This window comes from Stutzerimonas tarimensis (assembly GCF_042648805.1).
Taxonomy (GTDB): Bacteria; Pseudomonadota; Gammaproteobacteria; order Pseudomonadales; family Pseudomonadaceae; genus Azomonas; species Azomonas tarimensis.
Genome location: NZ_JBHRXZ010000017.1, coordinates 294,283 through 317,572 on the forward strand (window position 1 = coordinate 294,283; position 23,290 = coordinate 317,572).

The window sequence follows — 23,290 nt, forward strand, 5'->3', positions numbered from 1 at the left end:
AGCAGATGCTTAGATAGTCTAAGACCGTTTTTGGAAGTTTTTATTCTTTATAGAACTAAGCGTTCCGGCTCATGGCTCCACCGCGAACTTGAAGGCCGCTGGCAGGTCGCACGCAGACCGCACCCGTACCGAGGATTCGCCCATGCATCGACGTTCCCTGCTCACCGCCGCTGCGATTGGCGGCGCCGGCCTGGCGCTGGCTCCGCTGATGAGTCGCGCCGCCGAGTCTGCGGCCCCGGACTCGCTACCGATGAACCGAGGCGATGCGCCTCGCTACCGGCCGCCCTATCGATTCGGCCTGGGGGGCGGGGTGGGACTGGGCGATTCGCGCCGGGAAAGCGAGGTCGAGCAGGCCTGGGCGATCATGGAGGCGGCCTGGGATGTCGGAGTGCGGTTGTTCGATACCTCGCCCTGGTATGGGCTCGGCCTCAGCGAGCGGCGCATGGGCCACTTCCTCTTTCCCAAGGCACCGGACAGCTACGTGTTGTCGAGCAAGACCGGACGCTTGCTGGTACCAGAGGCCGGGTACTCCCACCCGAACTGGCAGGGCGTCAACCATTTCAATTACCGCTATGACTACAGCGCGGCCGGCACTAGGCGGTCGGTGGAGGACAGTCTTCAGCGCATGGGGGTCCCCAGCCTGGATATCGTCTTCATCCATGACCTGTCGCCGGACAACCGCGACCTGGGCGAGCGCTGGCTGGAATATTTCGACGAGGCGGCCAGGGGCGCCATGCCCGAACTGGTGAAGATGCGCGAGGAGGGCCTCATCAAGGGGTGGGGCCTCGGAGTCAATACGCTCGAGCCGGCGTTGCGTGCGATGGAAGTGTCCGATCCGGACATCATTCTCTCGGCGACCCAGTACACCCTGCTCAAACATGCCGACGCCCTCGAGCGACTGTTTCCGGTATGCCAGGCCCGTGGCGTCTCGCTGATGCTTGGCTCGCCCCTCAATGCCGGTTATCTGGCCGGCGGAGAGCGGTATAACTACGGCGACGAGGTTCCCGCGGATATCGCCGAGAAGCTGCGGCGCTACCATGCCCTTGCCCGCGACCACCAGGTCGACCTCCGAACCGCGGCACTGCAATTCTGCAATGCGCCCGAGGTGGTTTCCTGCATCATCCCCGGCGCCAGCCGGCCAGAGCATGTGCGGGAAAATGCCGCTTCAATGTCGGTGCGGATTCCCCAGGGATTCTGGAGCGACGCCAAGGAGCAGGGCCTGATCGAACCCGGTGCGCCAACCCCGGGCTGATTGCCGGGCGCGCTTGTACAGGCGCGGGGCTTTGATCAGAGTAGTCATCCCGATCCATGTGACCAGACCCTTGGTACAGAAGCCGCATGAGTACACTCGATCAGGACATCGAACGCCGTATCGCCCGCGAAGTCGCTGCCTGGCAGGAGCGGGTGACCTCCCGGGGCGAACCCTTGCAGATCGACGAGGGCTGGCTGCACACGCCCGAAGCGCTGCGCACGCCCTTCGCCGTGTTGAAGTCGGCCGGCATCCCGCCCGCCGAGGTTGAGCTCTTCCAGCAGCGATCACGCTTGCGCGAGCGGCTCGAAGCCTGCGTCGAGGACAGTGAACGCCTGACGCTCCAGCGCGAGCTCAGCGGACTGGAGCAGGCGCTTGCTTTCCGCCTGGAAGCACTGCAGCGTCTCGGTACGGGTTAGCCAGAAGGGCTCAACGCTGGGCGGCAGACCTGCGTGGAAGTGGTGTATCAGGCGCTGGCTGAATGAGAGCGGGTGGTGCCCCTCGATCGCTCGGCTTGAAGCAGCGCGAGTCGGTCCTCAGGATGAGCAGCTGATTTCCAGATGCTTGCCCCACTCGGGGGGACGCTCGGCGTAACGCTCCATGCCGGGCTGGTCGTCGTAGGGGCGCGCCAATACCGAATGGAGCTCGCGGACCGGGCCATAATCGCCCCTCTCGGCGGCTTCGATCGCTTGTTGTGCCAGATAATTACGCAAGACGTACCGGGGATTGGCGGCATGCATCCCCTCGCGGCGCTGCTCGGGCGCCAGGCCTTCGGCCGCGACGCGCTGCAGATAGCGTTCGGACCACTGGTCGAACCCGGCGAGATCAAGCAAATCCTCGCGCAGGCGCTTTACCGCCGCAGGCGCGGGGCTGTCGCCGAGTTCGCGGAAGAACAGCGTGAAATCCACTGCACTGCCCTGCATCAGCTTGAGCAGGTCCTGCACCAGTTGTTTGTCACCCTCCTCGGCCTGGATCAGGCCCAGGCGGCGGCGCATCAGTGCGAGCCACTGGGCGCGGTAGCGCGGCAGGAACAGCTTGAGGGTATCGAGCAGCGTTTCCTTGGCGACAAAGGGAGTCAGTGCCTGGCCCAGCGCGGAGAGGTTCCAGTGGGCGATGGGCACCTGGTTGTCGAAGGAATAGCGCCCGGTATCGTCGGAATGGTTGCAGATGAACTGCGGGTCGAAATCGTCGAGAAAGGCGTAGGGGCCAAAGTCGAAAGTGATGCCGAGGATCGACATGTTGTCGGTGTTCATCACTCCGTGGCAGAAACCATAGGCCTGCCAGTAACCGACCATTTCTGCGGTGCGTTCAAGCACCGCGCGGAAAAACGAGCCGTAGGGCTCCGGATGATCGAGGCAGTCGGGGTAATGCGCCTCGATGACATGATCGAGCAACTCGCGCAGCGCCTCGTGCTGGCGGGTGTAGTAGAAGAACTCGAAATTGCCGAAGCGCACGTGGCTGGGCGCCAGGCGCATGAGCATGGCGCCGCGCTCCTGCCGCTCGCGCCAGACCACTGAGTGGGAGTCGGTGACGCTGAGGGCGCGCGAAGTCGGGATGCCAAGGGCATGCAGGTGCTCGCTGGCAAGGAATTCACGGATCGACGAGCGCAGCACTGCGCGGCCGTCGCCCATGCGCGAGTAGGGCGTCGAGCCGGCGCCCTTGAGGTGCAGATCCCAGTGCTCGCCGGCCGCATTGAGCGCCTCACCAAGCAACAAACCGCGGCCGTCGCCAAGCTGCGGATTGTACATACCGAACTGGTGCCCGGAGTAGACCATCGCCCGCGGCTCGGCGTCGTTCCACAGCTTGTGACCCGAGCACAGTTCCGTAAACAGCGGATCGTCGGCGCTTGCCAGGTCGAGATCGAGCAGCCTCATCGCCGCTTCGCTGGCCACCACCAGTCGGGGAGCTTCGAGGGGCTGTGGCTGGACAGGGGTCGAGAAGGTGTCGCCCAGGCGGGCAAAGCGGTTATCGAAGACGAGCTCGGCGAGCGTTTTCAAGGGTCTGGCTCCGCGGAAATCCTGGCCCATTCTGGCACGCTGGGGAGCCAGCCGGGGGAGATTTGCGCGGCGTCCGATATTCAGTCGGGTCCGGCCAGGCCTGGAGGTTGATCGTCTCGGCGACGGGGCTCCTCGCTCAGGTGGAGCTCCTTGCCGTCGAGATTCTTGATGCAGATGTCCAGCTGGCGGAAGGCGATGTCGATGCCGTAGCGGGCGAATTCGCGATCGATGAAGCGGTTGATCTCATCAGTCGCCGGGTTGCGGTCGCTCAGGGTGCGCACATGGATGCGTAGTTCGTGGTCGAGCCTGCTTTCGCCAAAACTGAGGAACAGCACTTGCGGCTTGGGCTCCTTGAGCACCCGCTCGTTCACCGCCGCCGCCTGCAGCATCACTTCGCGGACGAGCTCCAGATCGGAACCGTAGGCCACGCCCACTTTCAGCGTCACTCGGGTCACGGTGTCGTTGAGTGACCAGTTCACCAACTGGCTAGTGATGAAGGTCTTGTTTGGAACGATGATTTCCTTGTGATCGAAGTCGGTGATGGTGGTGGCGCGTATGCGGATCTTGCTCACCGTGCCGGACAGGTTGCCAATGGTAACCACGTCGCCGATGCGCACCGGGCGCTCGAACAGGATGATCAGCCCGGACACGAAGTTGGCGAAGATCTCCTGCAGGCCGAAGCCCAGCCCCACCGACAGGGCGGCCACCAGCCACTGCAGCTTGTCCCAGCTGACGCCCAGGGTAGAAAGGGTAGAGACAATGCCGATCGCCACCAGCGCGTAGGACAGCAGGGTGCCAGTGGCGTAGGCGCTGCCCTGGGCCAGGCGCAGTCTCGATAGCACCATGTCCAGCAGGCCCGGCAGGTTGCGCGCCAGGAGGGTGGTGATCCCGACGATGACCAGGGCGCCGGCGAGATCGCGCAGGCTGATGGAGGTCATGTCCTCGCCGGTCCCGGAGGCATAGAGCGTGAAGTTCTCCAGGTAGGAGAACACCGAGATCAGGTCGGCCCAGACCCAGTACAGCGCCACGGCGAAAAGGCCGGCAAGCGCGGTGCGGGTCAGGCGCAGCGCCTGCTGGTTGACCTGCTCCAGGTCAGGACCGGGACCGGCGGGCTGAGCTTCGAATTCGTCAAGGCCCTCTTGCAGCGGCTGCGGTCGACTGGCGAGCATGCGTTGGTAGGCCAGCCGCTTGGAGGCTACCCCGAGGCTGCGTACCAGGGTGGCTTCCAGCGCGACCCAGATCATGAGCAGGTAGAGGGTGTCGATCAGTCGCCCGCTCAGGATCAGCGCCGAGTAGTAGTAGCCGAGCCCGACCACCAGCATCAGCGCCAGCGGAAGCACGCTGAACAGCATGCCCAGGGCCATGCGCAGCGGCGGGGTGTTGTCGCTCCCCGGTCCGTTGATCAGCAGCCGGATCAGGCGCCAGGCCAGCATCGCGTAGCCGCAGAGCAGGAGGACGATGCCCAGGACGTCGTCGGCCAGGCTGGCCGGCTGTTGCGATGCGAAGGCCACCACCGCCACCAGTCCCAGCACCACCATGCCGAGAACGCGGATTTCATTGCGCAGGAATCCCACCTGTGGCAGCGACCAACGGAAATGCCGCTCGGCCATGCGCCCAGGGGACAGCATGCGGTAGGCGGTGTAGAACACCAGCCAGGCGCGTGCCATTTCGTGGAAAGCTGCCCCGAGCCCGACGTTCTGGCCACGTCCGTCCATCTGCAGCAGATAGCCACAAAGGGCCAGGGCCAGTGCGACAGGTACTGCGAGCAGGACATTGAGCAACAGCGCCAGCGGCGTATGCAGCTGGCTGTCCTTGCGAAAATGACCGATATCCTGGCTCAGCGCCTGCAGGCGAGCATTGAAATTGTCTCGTTGCCAGAGAGTCAGCGCGATGACCAGCAGCAGTGGCAGGAAGGACAGCGGGCGTTCCACAAGTCCTGCGCCAAGCTGGGTCAGGATCCCCCACCAAGGTACGCCACTGAGCTGGTTGCCCAGGCGCTCGGGCGCGGTTTTCACCCAGTTCCAGTCCAGCGGGCGGTTGCTGGGAATCCAAAACATCTGCTTGTCGATGGTCTCGCGCAGGGCCTGGGCGGTGTCCTGCAGCTGTTTCTGGCCAAGCTGCAGGGTGACGGACTCGTTGATCAGCGCAGTGAGCTCGCGTTCCAGCCGATCGAGCAGCTCGACCCGGGTACGCAGCAGGTCGAGCAGTGCCTGGCGGAGCTCGGGAGCCACGGTTTCCACGGGCTGGCCGGCAAGCAGGCGCTCGACATAGGCCTGCGGATCGCCGGTCTGCTCGCGGCGCTGGCTCAGCTCGAACTGATAAAGGCGCAGGTCGCCGATCTGATCGGCCAGGTTCTGGTCGAGCACCAGCTGCGGCAGCGCCTGCTGCTGCTGGAACAGAATGCGCGACAACAACTGGCTGCCCTCGAGCACCGTGATCTGTTCATCGAGGGTGCGGTCGGCCTGGGTGATGCTGTCGAGCTGCTGGCGGGTCTGCAGGTTCTGCCGCGTGACCTGGTTGAGCCGCTCGGTGGTGCGCAACAGGTAGTCGGACAGCTTGAGGTTGAGTACGCTCTCGGCGGCAAGCAGCGAGTCACGCGCGGCGCTTTCGGCGGTACGTGACTGTTCGGCCACTGCCTGCTCTGAGTCCGCCCGGCGCTTGTCATTGATCAGCGCCTGCAACGCCAGAGTCTCCTCTTCGGCCCGGGCAATGCGCTCGACCATCAGGTCGCGACGGGCCTTGCCGAGGTCGTGCAGCTGGCTGTTGCCGGCCAGCTCCTGACGGCGCAGCTCGATCAGGGCGCGCTGCGCCTGGAGTTCGGCATCGAGTACGGCGCTGCGCTCGGCAGTCAATGCTCGACCCGCCTCACGACCGCTGCTGAGCACGGCATTGATCTCGATGATGCGCGCCTGCGCCTTGCCGATCTCGCCCTGGGCCCGTTCCGGCCGGTTTTGCGCAGCGATGAACATGCTGTTGGCCGCGCTCAGCTCGCGCTGCCAGTTGGCCAGCTCGTCCATTCGCTCGGCCAGGCGGCGCTCCAGCTCGGCCACGCCGAGATCGGCGTAGCGCTTGGCGTGATCCCGTTCGGGGTTGGCCTTGAGCTGTTCCAGCTCGCGTTGTGCCTCAGTGAACTGCTTTGGGGCCTCTTCAAGCTGGACCTTCAGGTCGGCCAGCCGCTTGACGCGGCTGTTGGCCTGCTCGATGAGCGCCTGGGTCTGCTCCGAGAGGGCTTCGGCAGGACGCTGCTCGGCTTCGGCGGCAGGAGGGGTCTGGGCAGCAGCGGTGGTGGCCGCAAGACCGGGAACGGACAGAGCGAGCAGGGTCGCGAACAGCAGGTTACGCGAAATGGACATGGTGCGGCACTGGCTTAATGCGGGCGGAGCGCGAGTCTAGCAGGCCGGTGCCGCGCCGCCAGCGCTGGCCTTTTGCCGCGTCGGCGGCTCGCGCCTCAAAGCATCAGGTTAGGGCCTGGCCGGGTGTCCTTGGGAAATTTCAGGCCGACCTTGCGCACCGTGCCGTTCTCCATCTGCGCCACGGTCCAGGTCAGGCCGTTCCATTCGATTTGGTCGCCCACCACCGGCTTGGCGCCGATGCGCTGGGTGATCAGATCGCTAATGGTCAGCGCGCCCTCCATGTCGTCCAGCTTGAGGCCGTAGAGGGCGGCCAGCGCGCTCAGTTCGGCATCGCTTTCAAGGATGAAATCACCAAAGAAGCGCAAGTCCTGGGTGCGCTTGGGCGGCTGGCTGAAAAGCTTGCCCAGTGCCGGCAGGTCGGCCTCATGGCCGATCACGCAAAGGATATCGTCGACCTGCAGGCGCGTGCTGCCCGAGGGATGCAAGAGTTCCTTGCCACGAAACAGGGCGGCGATACGGGTGCCCTCGGGCATGCGCAGCTCGCGCAAGGCCGCGCCGATGCACCATTTGCTGGCGCTCAAGCGATAGACGAACAATTCCCACTGACTGGTGGTATGCACCTGCAGGCCGGTACGTGAGACCGGCAGGGGCGAAGGCGGCACTTCGACCTTCGCCTTGCGCGCCGCCCACCCCAGCGTGGTGCCTTGCACCAGCAGCGAGACCAGCACGATGAAGAAGGCTACATTGAAGAACAGTTGGGCCTGGTCCAGCCCGGCCATCAGCGGGAACACCGCGAGGATCACCGGGACCGCTCCGCGCAAGCCGATCCAGGATATGAACAGCCGCTCACGCAAGTGAAAGCCGCGAAACGGCAGCAGGCTGATGAACACTGACAGCGGCCGCGCAAAGAAGATCATCCACAGCGACAGGAGGAGTGCCGGCAGCGCAATGGGCAGCAGATCGCTAGGAGCCAGCAGCAGGCCGAGCACCAGGAACATGCCGATCTGGCTGAGCCAGGCCAGACCGTCGAACATGTGCAGGATGCCGTAACGGTTGCGAATCGGCCGATTGCCAAGGACCAGGCCACATACGTAGATCGCCAGGATGCCGCTGCCGTCAAGGCTGCCGGAGATGGCGTAGATCAAGATGCCGCCGCTCACTGCTAGCAAGGGATAGAGCCCGTCGGCCACCGCCAGCTTGTTGATCAGTTGCAGCAACAGCCAGCCGCCGCCAAGACCGAGCAGTACGCCGAGTCCGAACTGCTGCAGCAGATCGACCAAAATGGCTGCGCTGAAGCTTGTTTCGCCCGCAGCGAGCATAGCGATCAGCGAGACGGTGAGAAACATCGCCATCGGGTCGTTGCTGCCGGACTCGATCTCCAGGGTGGAACCGACCCGCTCGTTGAGCCCCTTGCCATTGAGCAGGTTGAATACCGCAGCGGCGTCGGTGGAGCCGACAATGGCTCCGATCAGAAGGCCCTGCAGCCAGTGCAGGCCGAATAGCCAGGCGGCGACGAGGCCGGTGAGTCCGGCCGTGATCATCACGCCGATGGTAGCCAGCGACATCGCAGGCCACAGCGCCACCCGGAAGGTGGCGACCCGGGTGCGCATGCCGCCGTCAAGCAGGATCACCGCGAGTGCAAGGTTGCTGATCAGGTAGGCGAGCGAGTAGTCGTCAAAGGCGATCTTGCCGATTCCGTCGACACCAGCCAGCATGCCGACGCCGAGAAAGATCACCAGAATGGGGACGCCCAGCCGCGCCGACAGCGAGCTCATCAGGATACTGGCAGCAACCAGCATGGCACCGATGATGAACAGATGATTGATGCTGCCAAAGTCCAATGAAGCATCTCCTGAAGTTTTGATGCCCTGGCTTACGCAGGGTCTGTGCCAGCGATTCTACCGCGCGGGTTCGACCGCCTGTCAAAGTCGATGATCCGCGCCGACAGCAAGCCTGGTCACGGATACGCTTGGCGACATCTCCATCGTACACCGCCGCCTGGCTGATCTGGCTCAGCGGGTATTGCGCAGCGAAGGCGTCAGGCTGGCCCATAGCAGGCCCCAGACCAGCGCGGCAGCACCAAAGGCGAAGCTTTGGGTAAGAGTGCCACCGCGTGCCAGCCAGAGTTCTGCCAGCCAGGGTCCGGCCAGTTGTCCTACGCTGTAGAGCGCGATCAGCGCCGCCGACAGCCGAGGCCCCTGGTGCGGCTGAAAGGCCCGCGCCACGCGCTGGGTGAGCAGAACGGTACCGACAAAGCTGCCGCCGATCAGCACTGCGCACAGGGTGACACCAACGGCGCCCGGCCAGATCAGCGGTGCGGCGGCGCCCAGTGCCTGGGCCGCATAGGTGGCGCGCAGCACGGGCAGATCGCCGAGTCGCGCTCCCAGGTAATTCCAGAGCAGGATTCCGCCCATGCAGGCGATGGCGGTCCAGCGCCAGGTGCCTGCGATGAGGGCGTGGCCCGCGGGCAGGTGCTCGATGGCCAGGGTGGGCAGGAATGTCATTGGCAGGATATAGCCCAGGCCGGCCCCAGCGTAGGCGAGAAACAGCGGCGTGCTGGCCCGATCGAACAGCCGGCTGGACGGCGCATTGGCCTGATTGACCTTGGGCGGCGTGGCTTCGAGGCGTGCCAGCAGCCAGGCGCTGGCTAGGGCCAGCGGCAGCGCCAGCGCCGCCATGGGCAGCCAGCGCGAGGGACCGCTGAGCCAGTTGGCCGGGGCATTGGCCAGCCAGTTCGCGACCAGCATGCCGGCGGCAAAGCCAAAGTAGACCAGTCCGCTGAGCCCCGCCCGGCCGCGGGCCGACAGCCACTCCAGCAGCAGCGCGGGCGCCAGCACGAACACCACGCCATTGCCGACGCCGTTGATCAGGCGCAGCCAGAGCAGGGCCAGGTGGTTATCGGTGAAGCCATGCGCGAGGGTCGAGAAGGCATTGACCAGAAGGGCCAGGGCGAGTCCCCGCTGCAGGCGTGAGGGCACGGTCAGTGCCAATGCGAGCAGGGCACCGAGCAGGTAGCCGATGTAGTTCCAGGTCGCCACTCGCGCCCCCTGCTCGAGATTGAGCAGGCCGTCGGCGAGCAGGTGCGGCAACAGCGGCGGAAAGGCGAAGCGGCCAAGAGAATGCACGACCACCAGCGCGGCGGCGCCGGCGAGGAGGGGAACGAGAATGTCACGCAGCGGTGCTGGACGCATGGGACGGCTTGTATGAACCGGGCCCGCCACCATAGCGACTCGCTCCAGACGGCGGAAGGCATCTTGGCCGAAAGGATAGAGCCGTTACACTGTCCGCCCTCCAATTGCACAGCCTTGCCCATGAACTACCGTCACGCTTTCCACGCCGGCAACCACGCCGATGTGCTCAAACACCTGGTGCTGTCGCGCATTTTCGCCGCCTTGGCCCGCAAGCCGGCGCCCTACGCCGTGCTGGATAGCCACGCAGGACTCGGGCTTTACGACCTGGCCGGCTCCGAAGCGAGCCGCACCGGTGAGTGGATGCAGGGCGTCGGGCGCCTGTGGCAGGCGGAAGACGCTCCGTCAGCCGTGGCGGACTATCTGGACGTGGTGCACGCGCTCAACCCGGGCGGTGAGCTGCGTTACTACCCCGGCTCGCCCGAACTGGCGCGGCGCCTGTCGCGCGAGCAGGACCGGCTGCAACTGAACGAGAAGCACCCCGAGGACGGCCGCCTGCTGAAGGAAAACATGCAGGGCGATGGCCGCGTTGCGGTGCATCTGGGTGAAGGCTGGCACGTGCCGCGCGCCCTCATGCCTACCGCCGAAAAGCGCCTGGTGCTGCTGATCGATCCGCCTTATGAGGAGCCCGACGACCTCACCCGTGCCGTTCAGGCCCTGGGCGAGGCAATCGGCCGGATGCGCCAGACCGTCGTGGTGATCTGGTATCCGATCAAGAGTGAGCGTCAACTCAAGCGCTTCTATCAGGAGCTGGCTGCGTCCTCTGCACCAAAGCTGCTGCGGGCAGAGCTGCTGGTGCATCCGAGCGACAACGCCGAGCGACTCAATGGTTCGGGATTGGCCATCGCCAATCCGCCCTGGGGCCTGGAAGATGAACTGCAGACCCTGCTGCCCTGGCTGGCCCAGCGCCTCGCGCAAAGCGAGGGTGGCTGGCGGCTGGACTGGCTGATCGCCGAATAGGTCACAGCGGCGTCCGCAACTCGGAGACTACCCTCTCGTGCGATCAGCCCGTCGCGCATGTGGAAATGGTGGATCAGCCGCAGCTCCACGTGGCTGCCCACCGGCAGCGGGCCGTTGTCGATGCCCTCTGCAACGGGGCCAGGCGTACCCGCCTGTCGTCCACCAGGTACTCGGCGAGGAGGTCGCCCGTCACCTCAGGCGGATCCTCGGGCGTCTGCACGATCAGGGCTGGGCGCTGCGCTAGAACAGCGCCAGTGGCGGCTCCTGCAGCGCGGCCAGTTGCTCGCGGAAGGTCAGGATCTGCTCGCCCCAGTAGCGGTCGCTGCCAAACCAGGGAAAGCTCCTCGGAAACGCCGGGTCGTCCCAGCGGCGCGCCAGCCAGGCGCTGTAGTGCAGCAGGCGCAGGGCGCGCAGTGGTTCGATCAGGCGGAGCTCGCGGGGATCGAAATCATGGAATTCACGGTAGCCCTCGACCAGTTCCGAGAGCTGACTGAGGCGTTCCTGACGGCTTCCGGCCAGCATCATCCAGAGATCCTGTACCGCAGGCCCCATGCGACTGTCGTCCAGATCGACCAGATGGAAGCGCTCGTCGCGAACAAGGATGTTGCCCGGATGACAATCGCCGTGCAGGCGGATCGATGTGAAGGTGCAGGTGGCGAAGTTGGCCTCCACGGCCTCGAGCAGGTGGCGGGCCACCGACTCGTAGGCCGGGCGCAGGCCCTTGGGCACCAGAGCGCCCTCCAGCAGCGTGGCCAGCGAGGCGTGGCCAAAATCCTCGACGCTCAGCTGAGGACGCGCGACAAAGGGGCGACTGGCGCCCACCGCGTGCAGGCGGCCAAGCAGTTGGCCGAAGCGGTATTGCTGGTCGAGGTCGTCAGGTTCGGGCGCTCGCCCGCCGCGGCGTGGAAACAGGGCAAAGCGAAACCCCTCCCACCTGAACAGCGACTGGCCGTCCCGCTCAAGTGGCGCCACCAGCGGCACCTCCTTCTCGGTCAACTCGCGAGCGAAGGCGTGCTCTTCCAGGATGGCCTCGTCGCTCCAGCGACCGGGCCGGTAGAACTTGGCGATCAAGGGATCGGTGTCTTCGAGGCCGACCTGGTAGACGCGGTTCTCGTAGCTGTTCAGTGCCAGTACCCGGGCGTCGCTCAGGTAGCCCAGACTTTCTACTGCGTCGAGTACCAGATCGGGTGTCAGCAGATCGAACGGATGGCTCATGATGGGTTTCGCCTGGGAGGGTCCGCCAGTGTAAGAGGCGCCGGCCGCTGCGGCCAGCCATCCGTCAGTTGTCACCAGGACGGGGAGTGCGAGCCAGACAGTAGAGGTCCACCCGGGCGCTGCCGGCGGCCTTGAGCAGGCGGGCCAGGGCTTCGGCGGTGGCGCCAGTGGTCAGCACGTCATCGATCAGGGCCACATGCGCCGGCAGGTCATGTCCGGGAGCCAGGGCGAAGGCCTGACGCAGGTTGCGCCTCCGAGCGGCGGCGTCCAGCTGCTGTTGTGCGGGGGTGTCCCGTGACCGTAACAGCAGTTCCGACTCGCGGCGGATGCCCAGGTCCTTGCCCAGCCAGTCGGCCAGCATGCGGGCCTGGTTGAAGCCGCGCAGGCGCAGGCGCTGGCGCGACAGCGGTACCGGCAGCAGCAGCGCTGGACGCGCGAGGCCTTCGCTGAAGGCGTGCTGCAGGTGCAAGGCGAGCTGCTCGCCTAGGATCCGCCCGATGGGCCAGTTGGACTGGTGCTTGAAGCGGTGAATCAGGCTGTCCACCGGAAAGGCAAAACGCCAGGGCGCTTCGACGCGGTCGAAGCCGGGTGGGCGCTTGAGGCAACTCCCGCATACCAGGCCTTCGGCTGGCATGGGCAAGGCGCAGACCCGGCAGTGCTTGCCGAGCCAGGGCAGCTCCGCTTCGCAGGCGGTGCAGAAGCGCTGGTGGGTGCCGCAGCGCTCGTCGCACAAAAGGCAGTTCTGGTTGATCCTTGACCAGTTGTTCACCATGGTGTCCGTTCCTGGTTGACAGCTTTTCGGGCTCCGCTAACATTCTCGATCATTGCCCGCCCCGGCGTCACTGTTTACCAAGGAATGCCCATGAGTGCCCTTGCTCTCCGCCATGACTGGACCCTGCCAGAAGTTCGGGCCCTGTTCGAGCAGCCCTTCAATGACCTGCTGTTCCAGGCGCAGACGGTGCACCGCCAGCATTTCGACCCGAACCGGGTGCAGGTCTCCACGCTGTTGTCGATCAAGACCGGTGCCTGCCCTGAAGACTGCAAGTACTGTCCGCAGTCCGGCCACTACAACACCGGGCTGGACAAAGAGAAGTTGATGGAAGTGGAAAAGGTGCTGAGGGCGGCCGCCGAGGCCAAGGCCATCGGCTCCACCCGCTTCTGCATGGGGGCGGCCTGGAAGCATCCGTCTGCGAAGGACATGCCTTACGTCATCAGGATGGTTGAAGGCGTGAAGGCGCTGGGGCTGGAGACCTGCATGACCCTGGGCAAGCTCGACCGTGAGCAGACCCGGGCGCTGGCTGACGCGGGGCTCGACTACTACAACCATAATCTGGACACCTCGCCGGAGTTCTACGGCAACATCATCACCACCCGCACCTATGCCGAGCGCCTGGAAACCCTGGCTCACGTGCGCGAAGCGGGGATGAAGATCTGCTCCGGCGGTATCCTCGGCATGGGCGAGTCGCTGGACGACCGCGCAGGCCTGTTGATTCAGCTGGCCAACCTGCCTGAGCACCCCGAATCGGTACCGATCAATATGCTGGTCAAGGTCGCCGGCACCCCGCTGGAAAAGGAGCAGGACGTCGACCCGTTCGACTTCATCCGCACCCTGGCCGTGGCACGGATCATGATGCCCAGATCCCACGTGCGCCTGTCCGCCGGCCGCGAGCAGATGAACGAGCAGATGCAGTCGTTGGCTTTTTTTGCTGGCGCCAACTCGATCTTCTATGGCGAGAAGCTGCTCACCACTGGCAACCCCGACGCTGAACGCGACATGCAATTGTTCGCCCGCCTCGGCATCAAGCCCGAGGAGCGCGAGGAGCACGCCGATGAAGTGCATCAGGCGGCGATCGAGCAGGCGTTGGCGGAGCAGCGGGATTCCAAGCTGTTCTATGACGCTACCGCATAAACGCGAAGCCGGAAGCCATAAGCCGGAAGCTTGAAGCGATTCGGTGCAGCTTCCGGCTTCCACTTCGAGCTTTCCTATGCCCTTCGATCTCGCGTCCCGCCTGGCCGCCCGCCGTGTCGAGCACCTCTATCGCCACCGTCCACTGCTGGAAGGTCCCCAAGACCCCGAGGTGGTGGTGGACGGTGAGCGGCTGCTTGCCTTCTGCTCAAACGACTATCTGGGGCTGGCCAGTCATCCCGAGGTGATCCGTGCCCTGCGTCAGGGAGCGGATCGGTGGGGCGTGGGTAGCGGCGCCTCGCATCTGGTGATCGGCCACTCGAGACCGCACCATGAGCTTGAAGAAGCCTTGGCCGAATTCACTGGACGACCGCGGGCGCTGCTGTTCTCCACCGGGTACATGGCGAACCTCGCCGCGGTCACTGCCCTGGTGGGGCAGGGCGACACCGTGCTGGAAGATCGTCTCAATCATGCTTCCTTGCTCGACGCCGGGCTGCTGTCCGGGGCGCGCTTTTCCCGTTACCTGCATAACGATGCGGCGAGTCTCGCGGGACGGCTGGCAAAGGCCGCGGGAGACACTCTGGTAGTGACCGACGGGGTGTTCAGCATGGACGGCGACCTGGCCGATCTGCCGGTGCTCTGCGCCGAAGCCAGGAAAAGGGACGCCTGGATCATGGTCGACGACGCCCATGGTATCGGCGTGCTGGGCGCGCAAGGCGGTGGGGTTGTCGAGCACTTCGACCTGGGTCTCGCCGAAGTGCCGGTGCTGGTTGGCACCCTGGGCAAGGGCTTGGGGACCGCAGGCGCTTTTGTCGCTGGCAGCGATGAACTCATAGAGACGCTCATTCAATTCGCCCGGCCCTACATCTATACCACCAGCCAGCCGCCGGCGATCGCCTGCGCCACGCTGAAGAGCCTGGAAATCGTGAGACGGGAGCCCTGGCGACGCGAACACCTGAATAGACTGATCGCCCGCTTCCGTCAGGGCGCGGCCGCTATCGGGTTGACTCTTATGGACAGTCCGACGCCGATTCAGCCGATCCTCGTCGGTGGCAGTGAACGCGCGCTGCGCCTCTCGGCGCTCCTACGCGAGCGCGGATTACTGGTCGGTGCCATACGTCCGCCGACGGTGCCGGCAGGTAGCGCCAGGTTGCGGGTCACCTTCAGTGCATCCCACGACGCGGCTCAGGTGGAACGGCTGCTCGCCGGGCTTGATGAATGCTGGAAGCTTTTGCCTGAGGAGTCGCCATGCCCGCGCGTTTGATCCTGTTGCCTGGTTGGGGATTCGGCCCGGCCACGCTGCAACCCTTATACGAAAGCCTGGGTGAGCTGGCGCCTTGGCTGGAGGTAACGGTGATGCCGCTTCCAGGCCTTGATGAGCCCGATGCCTGGCTCGATGCGCTGGACCTGGAGTTACCACGCGGTGCCTGGCTGGCTGGATGGTCGCTGGGCGGGATGCTGGCGGCGCAGTTGGCGTTTCGCCGCGGCCGCGACTGTCCGGGTTTGATTACCCTGGCCAGCAATCCGTGCTTCAGAGTCCGGGAAAACTGGCCGTGCGCGATGCCGGCGGAGGTGTTCGATACCTTCTGCGAGGCATTCTTCATGGACGCCGATGAAACCCTCAAGCGCTTCAGCCTGCTCTGCAGTCGCGGTGGCTTCGACCCGCGGACCCTGGCTCGTCAGCTTCAGGTGACCCGTTCGCAGGCGCCGCCAGAGGTCCTGGCCGCGGGGCTTTCATTGCTGGCGAGTCTGGATAACCGCGGTGCCTTGCGCGGCTACAGGGGCCGCCAGTTGCATCTGTTCGCCGGGCAGGACGCGCTGGTCCCGAGCGAGGCGGCCGGGCGCCTGGCCCAGCTGCTGCCGGAGGCCGGGGTGAAGACGGTCGAGCAAGCCAGTCATGGCCTGCCTCTGGAGCGGCCCGAGGAGGTCGCTCAGTTGATGATCGCCGGCATCGGAGGCGCCCGTTGAACGCGGCGCTTCCTGACAAGCGGCAGATCGCCGCGTCCTTTTCCCGCGCCGCGGCAAGCTACGACAGTGTGGCGGCCCTGCAACGGTCGGTGGGTGCCGAGCTGTTGCGCTGTCTTCCGCCGACCCTCAGGCCCGCGCGTTGGCTCGACCTCGGCTGCGGCACTGGATTCTTCTCGGGGGTGCTGGCCGACCGCTACCCGCAGGCCGAAGGACTGGCGCTGGATATCGCCGAAGGCATGCTGCGCCACGCCCGCGAGGCCGGCCATGCCGATGCCTATATCGGTGGCGACGCCGAGCGGTTGCCGTTGCGCGGCAGCAGTGTCGATCTGGTGTTTTCAAGCCTGGCGCTGCAGTGGTGCGGTGATTTCTCCAGTGTTCTGGCCCAGGCTGAGCGGGTCCTGCGGCCGGGAGGACTGTTCGCCTTCAGCAGCCTTTGCGCGGGTACGCTGCAGGAGCTGCGTGACAGCTGGCGGGCGGTAGACGGCTATGCGCACGTCAATCGCTTTCGTGCCTACGAGCAATACGAAAGGCTTTGCCAGGGTGGCGGCCTTCGCTTTCTGACGCTGAAGCAGCAGCCCGAGGTGCTTTACTTTCCTGACCTGCGTCAGCTTACCCACGAGCTCAAGGCGCTTGGTGCGCATAACCTGAATCCAGGGCGGCCGGGTGGTCTTACCGGACGTGCACGCATCCGTGCCCTGATCGAGGCCTATGAAAGCTATCGCCAGCATCAGGGGCTTCCGGCCACCTATCAAGTCGTCTACGGCCTGCTCGGCAAGGATTGATCCGATGAGCGCTGCATTTTTCGTCACAGGTACCGATACCGAAATCGGCAAGACCACCATCGCCGCCGGCCTGCTGCATGCGGCTCGCCTGGCTGGCCTGTCGACCGCGGCGGTCAAGCCGGTGGCGTCGGGCTGCCAACGCAGCCCCGGCGGGTTGCGCAACGAGGATGCGCTGGCCCTGCAAGCGCAGTGCAGCCTGCCGTTGAGCTATGACGAGGTGAATCCCTTTGCCTTCGAGCCCGCGATCGCACCGCATCTGGCTGCGCGCGAGGCGCAGGTCAGGCTCAGCGTCGCGGCGCTGGCCGAAGCGGTCCAGCGGGTCCTCGCCCGGCAGGCCTGTTTCACTCTGGTGGAAGGCGCCGGTGGCTGGCGGGTGCCACTGAGCGGCACGGGCAACCTGTCGGACCTGGTGGTACGCCTGCAATTGCCGGTGGTGCTGGTGGTGGGGGTGCGCCTGGGCTGTATCAACCATGCAGTGCTTACTGCCGAGGCCATCGAGCGTGACGGCTTGCGTCTGGCCGGATGGGTCGCCAACGTCGTCGACCCTGCCACCTCGCGGCTCGAGGAAAACCTGGGCACCCTTGCCGAACGACTGGACGCCCCCTGTCTGGGACGAGTACCGTATCTGGCAGACGCCACGCCGGAGCAGGTCGCTCCCTTCCTCGACCTCGGCCAACTGCGCATGGCCTGAGCAACCGCAGCGAGCGGCTCGGACATCCAGGAGAATTCCCATGCAGATTACCAGCACGGCATTGCACGCAGGCTTGAGCGGCTTCCAGGCTGGTCAGCAGAAGGTCGAGCAGGCCGCCGTGGAAGTGGCCCGCAGCGCTTCAGCAGGTGATCAGGCGACAGCCGCCCCGGCGCTCTCCGAAGCGCTCGTCGAGATGCGGATTGGTCAGCATCAGGCCGAGGTGTCCGGCAAGGTCATCAAGACCGCCGACGAAGTGCTGGGGACGCTGCTGGATACTCGCGCCTGAGCCTTGCACCGGCCTGACCTTGCTTGACAAAGTCCTGACGTCTACCTAAGCCTCAAGCATCCACCGCTGCGCCGTCATGATGCGTGGCGGTGGGTCTCCTCATCGGAATTTACAACGAGGGCCAGGGCGATGACCGACTACAGGGCTCCGCTGCGAGACATCCGCTTCGTCCGCGATGTACTGCTGGACTACCCCGCGCATTATCGAAACCTTCCCGGCGGCGAGGACGCCACGCCGGATATGGTCGACGCGATTCTCCAGGAGGGCGCGCGTTTCTGCGAAGAGGTGCTTTCGCCACTCAACAAGGTCGGCGATCGCGAGGGTTGCGTCTGGTCGGCGGAAGGGGTCAGCACCCCGACCGGCTTCAAGGCCGCGTATCGCCAATACGTCGAAGGTGGCTGGCCGAGCCTGGCCCACGGCGTGGAGTTCGGCGGCCAGGGCCTGCCCGAATCGCTGGGTATGGCCATCAGCGAAATGATGGGCGAGGCCAATTGGGCCTGGGCAATGTATCCGGGCCTGTCCCATGGCGCGATGAATACGCTGCATGCCCATGGCACTCCCGAACAACAGCAGACCTACCTGACCCGGCTGGTGAGTGGTGAATGGACCGGCACCATGTGCCTGACCGAGGCGCATTGCGGGTCCGATCTCGGATTGCTGCGCACTCGCGCCGAACCGCAAGCCGATGGCAGCTACCTGGTCCACGGCAGCAAGATTTTCATCTCTGCCGGCGAGCACGACCTCGCCGAAAATATCGTGCATATCGTCCTGGCCCGCCTGCCGGATGCGCCGGAGGGCACCAAGGGCATCTCGCTGTTCATCGTGCCGAAAGTTCTCCCGGCTGCCGATGGCCTGCCGGGAGAGCGAAACGCCGTGAGTTGCGGCTCCATCGAACACAAGATGGGTATCCACGGCAATGCCACCTGTGTGCTCAATTTCGACGGCGCCAAAGGCTTTCTCATCGGGCCGCCGAACAAGGGCCTCAACTGCATGTTCACGTTCATGAACATGGCCAGGCTTGGCACCGCCATTCAGGGACTGGCCCATGCCGAGCTGGCCTTCCAGGGTGCGATCCGCTATGCGCGCGAGCGGCTTCAGATGCGCTCGCTCAGTGGGCCCAAGGCCCCCGACCGACCCGCGGATCCCATCATCGTCCATCCGGACGTGCGGCGGATGCTGTTGACCATCAAGGCTTTCGCCGAGGGCAACCGAGCGATGCTGTATTACGCCGCCAGACTGGTCGATATCGCCCAGCGTGCTGCCGACCCAGCCAAGCGCGAAGAGGCCGAGGGGCTGTTGGCGTTCCTGACGCCCATCGCCAAGGCCTTCATGACCGAGACGGGGTTCGAGGCGGCCAACCACGGAATACAGGTCTACGGCGGGCACGGTTACATCGCCGAATGGGGTATGGAACAGAACGTCCGCGATAGCCGCATCTCCTGCCTCTATGAGGGCACCACGGGGATTCAGGCGCTCGATCTGCTCGGGAGAAAGGTGCTGATGACCCAGGGCGAAGCCCTGAAGAGCTTTACCCGTGTGGTCCATCGATTCTGCAACGCCCATGCGGACGACCCGGCTCTTGCCGAATTCATCGAGCCCCTTGCCAGGCTGAACCAGGAGTGGGGCGAGGCGACATTGAGGATCGGCATGGCAGCCATGCAGAACCGGGAGGAGGTCGGTGCTGCGTCGGTGGATTACCTGATGTACTCAGGTTACGTCTGCCTGGCCTACTTCTGGGCCGATATGGCACGGGTTGCTTCAGGCCGCCTGGCAGCGGGCGACGAGGATCAAGCCTTTTATCAGGCCAAGCTGCATACGGCTCGCTTTTACTATCAACGAATTCTTCCCCGCACGCGTGCCCATCATGGCGCCATGCTGGCCGGAGCGGAGACGCTGATGGGCCTGGCAGCAGAGCACTTTTCCCTAGGCTACTGAATATTTTTGAGCGACACGATAATTCGTGGAGGCCGCGTGGCGCTTGGGCTTGGGAAGAGTCGAAGGTTAACCGTAAGGGCTTAAGATGAAGGCATGCTGAAATTATTTGGCCATTACCGGGAACGACTGGCCATCATCCCAGTCTGAGTCTTTGTCGCGAGGTGTAAGAGATCACCTACAGAACAGCCACCGGACGGCAGTTCTGTAAGTGATCACTTACGTGACGCGATGCAGATGGCCGCTTCAGTTCCATGTGGCTGAAGCCTACTCTGCTTGCAACAGGACATCGCGCAGGAAGCGCTCAGCAAAACAGGGATTCATCGGGATTAGGGGCCAAGGAATGGCGCTCGACCAGGGATGTCAGGTTTCAGTCTGCAAAAGCCTCGCTTCGGCGGGGTTTCTTTTTTTTTTTGCTTCTCCGTTTTCCGCGCCTCGCCCACTGCCGAGACGCCGGCCATTTAGCAACAGCATTTGACGCGGGGGAACGCCCCCGACCGATCCTTCGTCTCACCTTCATTCGCGCGCCGATCGCGCATTGGCTGAAGGGGAACTGCATGAGACTCGAGAACAAGGTGGCCCTGGTCACCGGAAGTTCACAGGGCATCGGTCGCGGGATTGCGCTGCGCCTGGCTCAGGAAGGCGCCGACATCATCCTGCATGGCCGCGATGAAGATGCGCTGGCCCAAGAGACCGAGCAACAGATTCGCGCCGAAGGCGGACGGGTGTGCTTCATCGAGGCGGACCTGTCCCAGGTGGCCAGTTGTCGCCGCCTGGTTTCCGAGGGTGTCGCCCGAATGGGGCGGATCGATATCCTGATAAACAACGCAGGTGCGCAGAAAAACGCCGGGTTCCTCGATACCTCCGAGCAGGATTACGACCTCATTCTCAACGTCAACCTACGCGCTGCGTTTTTCGTGGCTCAGACCTATGTGCAGCATCTGGTCGACCGCGGTGAAAAAAAGGGCTGCATCATCAACAACAGCTCCGTTCACGAGGAGCTGCCCTTCCCCAACTTCACCAGCTACTGCGCCAGCAAGGGTGGGTTGAAGCTGATGATGCGTAACCTGGCCATCGAGCTGGCACCGCTCGGCATCCGGGTCAACAACGTCGCGCCTGGCGCGATCGAGACCCCCATCAACGCCGCGCTGATGAACCAGCCCGAGGTTCTGGCGCGGCTGCTCGAGAACATTCCCGCCAGCCGCCTGGGTCAGCCGCGCGATGTCGCTGGCGCGGTCGCTTTCCTGGCTTCGGCGGATGCCGACTACATTACTGGAACCACCCTATACGTCGACGGAGGTCTGCTTTGGAACTACAGCGAGCAATAACTGCCCAGCAGGACGGGATGGGCGATCCCTTTGCTGCCCAACTGTCGAAGGTATCTCCAGCCGATACCCTGGCGCCTTCCGAGCGCTACCAGGAGCTGTTTGTCGACGTACAGATGGGGCGGGTCTTTCCGGACAGCAAGACTTTCGTGGATTGCGCGCCGCTGATGCATCCCGAGCGGATCCTCAACAATTATCGCGAGCAGCGTGGCGAGCCGGGCTTCGATCTGAAGGCGTTCGTGATGGAGCACTTCAGCCCCTTCGAGCTGCCCGCCGATGAATTTGTCGCCAATCCCGACGATACCCTGGTTCAGCACATCGATCGTCTCTGGGCGTTTCTCACCCGACATCCCCAGGATCATCCCGAGCGATCCTCGCTGCTGCCCTTACCCCATGATTATGTGGTGCCAGGCGGGCGCTTCACCGAGATGTACTACTGGGACTCCTACTTCACCATGCTCGGTCTCGAAGAGAGCGGTGAGAAGAAACTGTTGACCGCCACGGCCGACAATTTCGCCTATCTGATCGACACCTATGGCCACGTACCCAACGGCAACCGCTCCTACTATCTGGGGCGCTCGCAGCCGCCGGTGTTCGCACTGATGACCGATCTGTTCGAGGAATGCGGCATCCGTCGGGCCAGCGACTATCTGCCCCAGTTGCAGAAGGAGTACGCGTTCTGGATGGACGGCGCCGACTTTCTGCGGAGCGGCGATGCCCATCGGCGCTGCGTGCGCATGAGTTGCGGGGCGCTGCTCAACCGCTACTGGGACGACCGGGACACGCCTCGCGACGAGTCCTACCTGGAAGATGTGGAGACCGCCCATGAATCCGATCGGCCGGCGCATCAGGTCTATCGTGATCTGCGTGCCGGAGCGGAGTCAGGCTGGGATTTCAGCTCCAGGTGGCTCGACGACTCGGGAGCGCTTTCGAGCATCCGTACCACCTGCATCCTGCCCATCGACCTGAACGCTTTTCTCTACCGGCTCGAGCGGCAAATCGCGCGGCTGAGCGAGGTCAGAGGCCACGACCATGCTGCCAGGGAGTTCGCCGAGCGAGCCGAGGCACGGCGAGCGGCCATCGATCGCTATCTCTGGAGTGAAGAGGACGGCGTCTATCACGACTATGATTGGGAACATGCCTGCCTGCGCAGCAACCTGACCGCCGCGACACTTACGCCACTGTTCGTGCGGATGGCGAGCGAGGATCAGGCCAGGCGCGTGGCCGAGGTGGTCCGGGCACGGCTGCTGGCTCCCGGCGGGTTGTCCACGACAGAGGTGAGCGACAGTGGCGAGCAGTGGGATCGCCCCAATGGCTGGGCACCCCTGCAATGGATGGGCATCCGAGGCCTTCAGTACTACGGTCACGAGGATCTGGCCCGGGAAATCGAGACCCGCTGGCTGGAGATCGTTTCGGACCTGTTCGAGCGCGAAAGCAAGCTGATGGAAAAGTATGTGCTCAAGCCTGGCAGTGGACATGCCGGGGGCGGCGAGTACCCCTTGCAGGACGGTTTCGGCTGGACGAATGGGATCACCCGGAAGTTGCTGCAGGAAGATCCCCAGCACCCTGCCAACCGTTGCCACGCCGGGCGCTGCTGAGGCGCTTTCAGCGCAGCAAAAGCGGCGAGTCCAGATCAAGGGTGCCGCGCTCGCTGAATCGATGCATGCCCAGCGGGCCGGTGCCAAGCTTCCCGCTAAGCTCGTAGGGCAATGCTGTCTGGCCGCTGCTTTGCGCAAGCCGCAGGGCCTGTCGGGCCGCGGACAAGGCCGAGACGGTCACCGGCACGCTGATCACCGTCTCGCCAAAGCGCGGCAGGCTGCCTTGGACGTCGCTCACCCCACTGGCCAGTTGTCGACCGTTGACTGCCAGATTCAGGGCGAGGCCGTCGTATTGCACAGGCATATTGTTGGGATTCTGAACTCGAAGCTTCACCGCGAAACGCAGCTCCAGGCCCTCGCCGGGCAAAGGCTCGAACCCGGCCACTTGCACATTCAGGGGATCACGCCCGCTCAAGGAGGCACAGGCGGCCAGAGTCAGGGCGAGCAGTGCGAGCACGATCAGGCGGCAGGCTTTCATGGGATCGGGATCCTCGGAGGTGGGCGCTCCAGCGTGTCGATGCTCGAGCGAAACGCGGGAAGGAACCGCCAGTGGGCAGGGTTGCTCTAAAGGGCAAGCTTACCCCCTGGAGTAATTCATGGACATCATTCGCATCATCATCGCTATATTGCTGCCGCCGCTGGGCGTCTTTCTCCAGGTCGGCTTTGGCGGAGCCTTCTGGCTGAATATCCTGCTGACCCTGTTCGGCTATATTCCGGGCATCATCCACGCGGTCTGGGTCATCGCCCGGCGCTGAAGAGGGTCCGGCATAGAGCCCGGCCCCGTGGCCGGGTTTTTTGTGCTTGAGGGAGCTGCAATGTACATTTCGGGCCGCGCGGCGC

The 23,290-nt window shown here is 64.5% G+C and carries 20 protein-coding genes; 13 read left to right on the forward strand and 7 right to left on the reverse strand.

Annotation, left to right across the window (positions count from 1 at the left end; translation table 11 throughout):
• Positions 1-250 precede the first annotated feature (250 nt).
• Positions 251-1,252, forward strand: a complete 1,002-nt coding sequence (locus ACFOMF_RS08260; protein WP_386363611.1) for an aldo/keto reductase — start codon at positions 251-253, stop codon at positions 1,250-1,252.
• Positions 1,253-1,338: 86 nt separating this feature from the next.
• The gene (locus ACFOMF_RS08265) at positions 1,339-1,668 is read left to right on the forward strand and encodes a hypothetical protein (RefSeq protein ID WP_386363502.1); all 330 of its coding nucleotides are present in this window, start codon (positions 1,339-1,341) and stop codon (positions 1,666-1,668) included.
• Positions 1,669-1,785: 117 nt separating this feature from the next.
• Here ACFOMF_RS08265 and selO read toward each other — a convergent pair whose 3' ends face one another.
• The 4 genes from selO to ACFOMF_RS08285 form a co-directional block, all read right to left on the reverse strand.
• A complete protein-coding gene (selO, locus tag ACFOMF_RS08270) occupies positions 1,786-3,246 on the reverse strand; it encodes a protein adenylyltransferase SelO (protein WP_386363505.1) in 1,461 nt (486 codons plus the stop codon).
• An 80-nt stretch (positions 3,247-3,326) separates the two neighbouring features.
• Entirely contained in the window at positions 3,327-6,599 is a 3,273-nt protein-coding gene (gene mscK, locus ACFOMF_RS08275; RefSeq protein WP_386363508.1) for a mechanosensitive channel MscK, read from the reverse strand.
• Between the two features lie 95 nt (positions 6,600-6,694).
• Positions 6,695-8,440 carry a potassium/proton antiporter gene (locus ACFOMF_RS08280; RefSeq protein WP_386363511.1) on the reverse strand — a complete coding sequence of 582 codons (1,746 nt, stop codon included), beginning with the start codon at positions 8,438-8,440 and terminating at the stop codon, positions 6,695-6,697.
• Positions 8,441-8,611: 171 nt separating this feature from the next.
• Entirely contained in the window at positions 8,612-9,790 is a 1,179-nt protein-coding gene (locus ACFOMF_RS08285; protein WP_386363514.1) for a YbfB/YjiJ family MFS transporter, read from the reverse strand.
• A gap of 120 nt (positions 9,791-9,910) precedes the next feature.
• Between ACFOMF_RS08285 and ACFOMF_RS08290 the strand changes: the two genes are divergently transcribed.
• Positions 9,911-10,747 (forward strand): 23S rRNA (adenine(2030)-N(6))-methyltransferase RlmJ, encoded by an 837-nt coding sequence (locus ACFOMF_RS08290; RefSeq protein WP_386363517.1) that lies wholly within the window; start codon positions 9,911-9,913, stop codon positions 10,745-10,747.
• A 240-nt stretch (positions 10,748-10,987) separates the two neighbouring features.
• On the opposite strand, the gene ACFOMF_RS08295 is transcribed toward ACFOMF_RS08290, so the two are convergent.
• Together ACFOMF_RS08295 and ACFOMF_RS08300 are read right to left on the reverse strand one after the other, a co-directional pair.
• Positions 10,988-11,962, reverse strand: a complete 975-nt coding sequence (locus ACFOMF_RS08295; protein WP_386363520.1) for a serine/threonine protein kinase — start codon at positions 11,960-11,962, stop codon at positions 10,988-10,990.
• Positions 11,963-12,026: 64 nt separating this feature from the next.
• Positions 12,027-12,734, reverse strand: a complete 708-nt coding sequence (locus ACFOMF_RS08300; RefSeq protein WP_386363523.1) for a ComF family protein — start codon at positions 12,732-12,734, stop codon at positions 12,027-12,029.
• Positions 12,735-12,818: 84 nt separating this feature from the next.
• On the opposite strand from ACFOMF_RS08300, the gene bioB reads away from it, so the two are divergent.
• From bioB to treF, 9 genes are all read left to right on the forward strand, one after another.
• Positions 12,819-13,871, forward strand: a complete 1,053-nt coding sequence (bioB, locus tag ACFOMF_RS08305; protein WP_386363525.1) for a biotin synthase BioB — start codon at positions 12,819-12,821, stop codon at positions 13,869-13,871.
• A gap of 76 nt (positions 13,872-13,947) precedes the next feature.
• Positions 13,948-15,132 (forward strand): 8-amino-7-oxononanoate synthase, encoded by a 1,185-nt coding sequence (bioF, locus tag ACFOMF_RS08310; RefSeq protein WP_386363528.1) that lies wholly within the window; start codon positions 13,948-13,950, stop codon positions 15,130-15,132.
• Complete coding sequence (locus ACFOMF_RS08315; protein WP_386363530.1) at positions 15,117-15,836, forward strand: alpha/beta fold hydrolase; 720 nt, start codon at positions 15,117-15,119, stop codon at positions 15,834-15,836. The genes bioF and ACFOMF_RS08315 overlap by 16 nt, the downstream gene beginning before the upstream one ends.
• Positions 15,833-16,618: a malonyl-ACP O-methyltransferase BioC gene (gene bioC / locus ACFOMF_RS08320; RefSeq protein ID WP_386363533.1), complete on the forward strand. Its 786-nt coding sequence runs from the start codon at positions 15,833-15,835 to the stop codon at positions 16,616-16,618. Before ACFOMF_RS08315 ends, bioC begins: the two co-directional genes overlap by 4 nt.
• 4 nt (positions 16,619-16,622) lie before the next feature.
• The gene (gene bioD / locus ACFOMF_RS08325) at positions 16,623-17,309 is read left to right on the forward strand and encodes a dethiobiotin synthase (protein WP_386363536.1); all 687 of its coding nucleotides are present in this window, start codon (positions 16,623-16,625) and stop codon (positions 17,307-17,309) included.
• A 40-nt stretch (positions 17,310-17,349) separates the two neighbouring features.
• The gene (locus tag ACFOMF_RS08330; protein WP_386363539.1) at positions 17,350-17,595 is read left to right on the forward strand and encodes a hypothetical protein; all 246 of its coding nucleotides are present in this window, start codon (positions 17,350-17,352) and stop codon (positions 17,593-17,595) included.
• A gap of 129 nt (positions 17,596-17,724) precedes the next feature.
• Positions 17,725-19,530, forward strand: a complete 1,806-nt coding sequence (locus tag ACFOMF_RS08335; RefSeq protein ID WP_386363542.1) for an acyl-CoA dehydrogenase C-terminal domain-containing protein — start codon at positions 17,725-17,727, stop codon at positions 19,528-19,530.
• A gap of 554 nt (positions 19,531-20,084) precedes the next feature.
• A complete protein-coding gene (locus ACFOMF_RS08340; RefSeq protein WP_386363545.1) occupies positions 20,085-20,855 on the forward strand; it encodes an SDR family NAD(P)-dependent oxidoreductase in 771 nt (256 codons plus the stop codon).
• Between the two features lie 17 nt (positions 20,856-20,872).
• Positions 20,873-22,450, forward strand: coding sequence for an alpha,alpha-trehalase TreF (gene treF / locus ACFOMF_RS08345; RefSeq protein ID WP_386363614.1), 1,578 nt, complete (start codon positions 20,873-20,875; stop codon positions 22,448-22,450).
• A gap of 7 nt (positions 22,451-22,457) precedes the next feature.
• Here treF and ACFOMF_RS08350 read toward each other — a convergent pair whose 3' ends face one another.
• Positions 22,458-22,928 (reverse strand): LEA type 2 family protein, encoded by a 471-nt coding sequence (locus ACFOMF_RS08350; protein WP_386363548.1) that lies wholly within the window; start codon positions 22,926-22,928, stop codon positions 22,458-22,460.
• 118 nt (positions 22,929-23,046) lie between these two features.
• Between ACFOMF_RS08350 and ACFOMF_RS08355 the strand changes: the two genes are divergently transcribed.
• Entirely contained in the window at positions 23,047-23,205 is a 159-nt protein-coding gene (locus ACFOMF_RS08355) for a YqaE/Pmp3 family membrane protein (protein WP_386363551.1), read from the forward strand.
• The last annotated feature ends 85 nt before the right edge of the window (positions 23,206-23,290 follow it).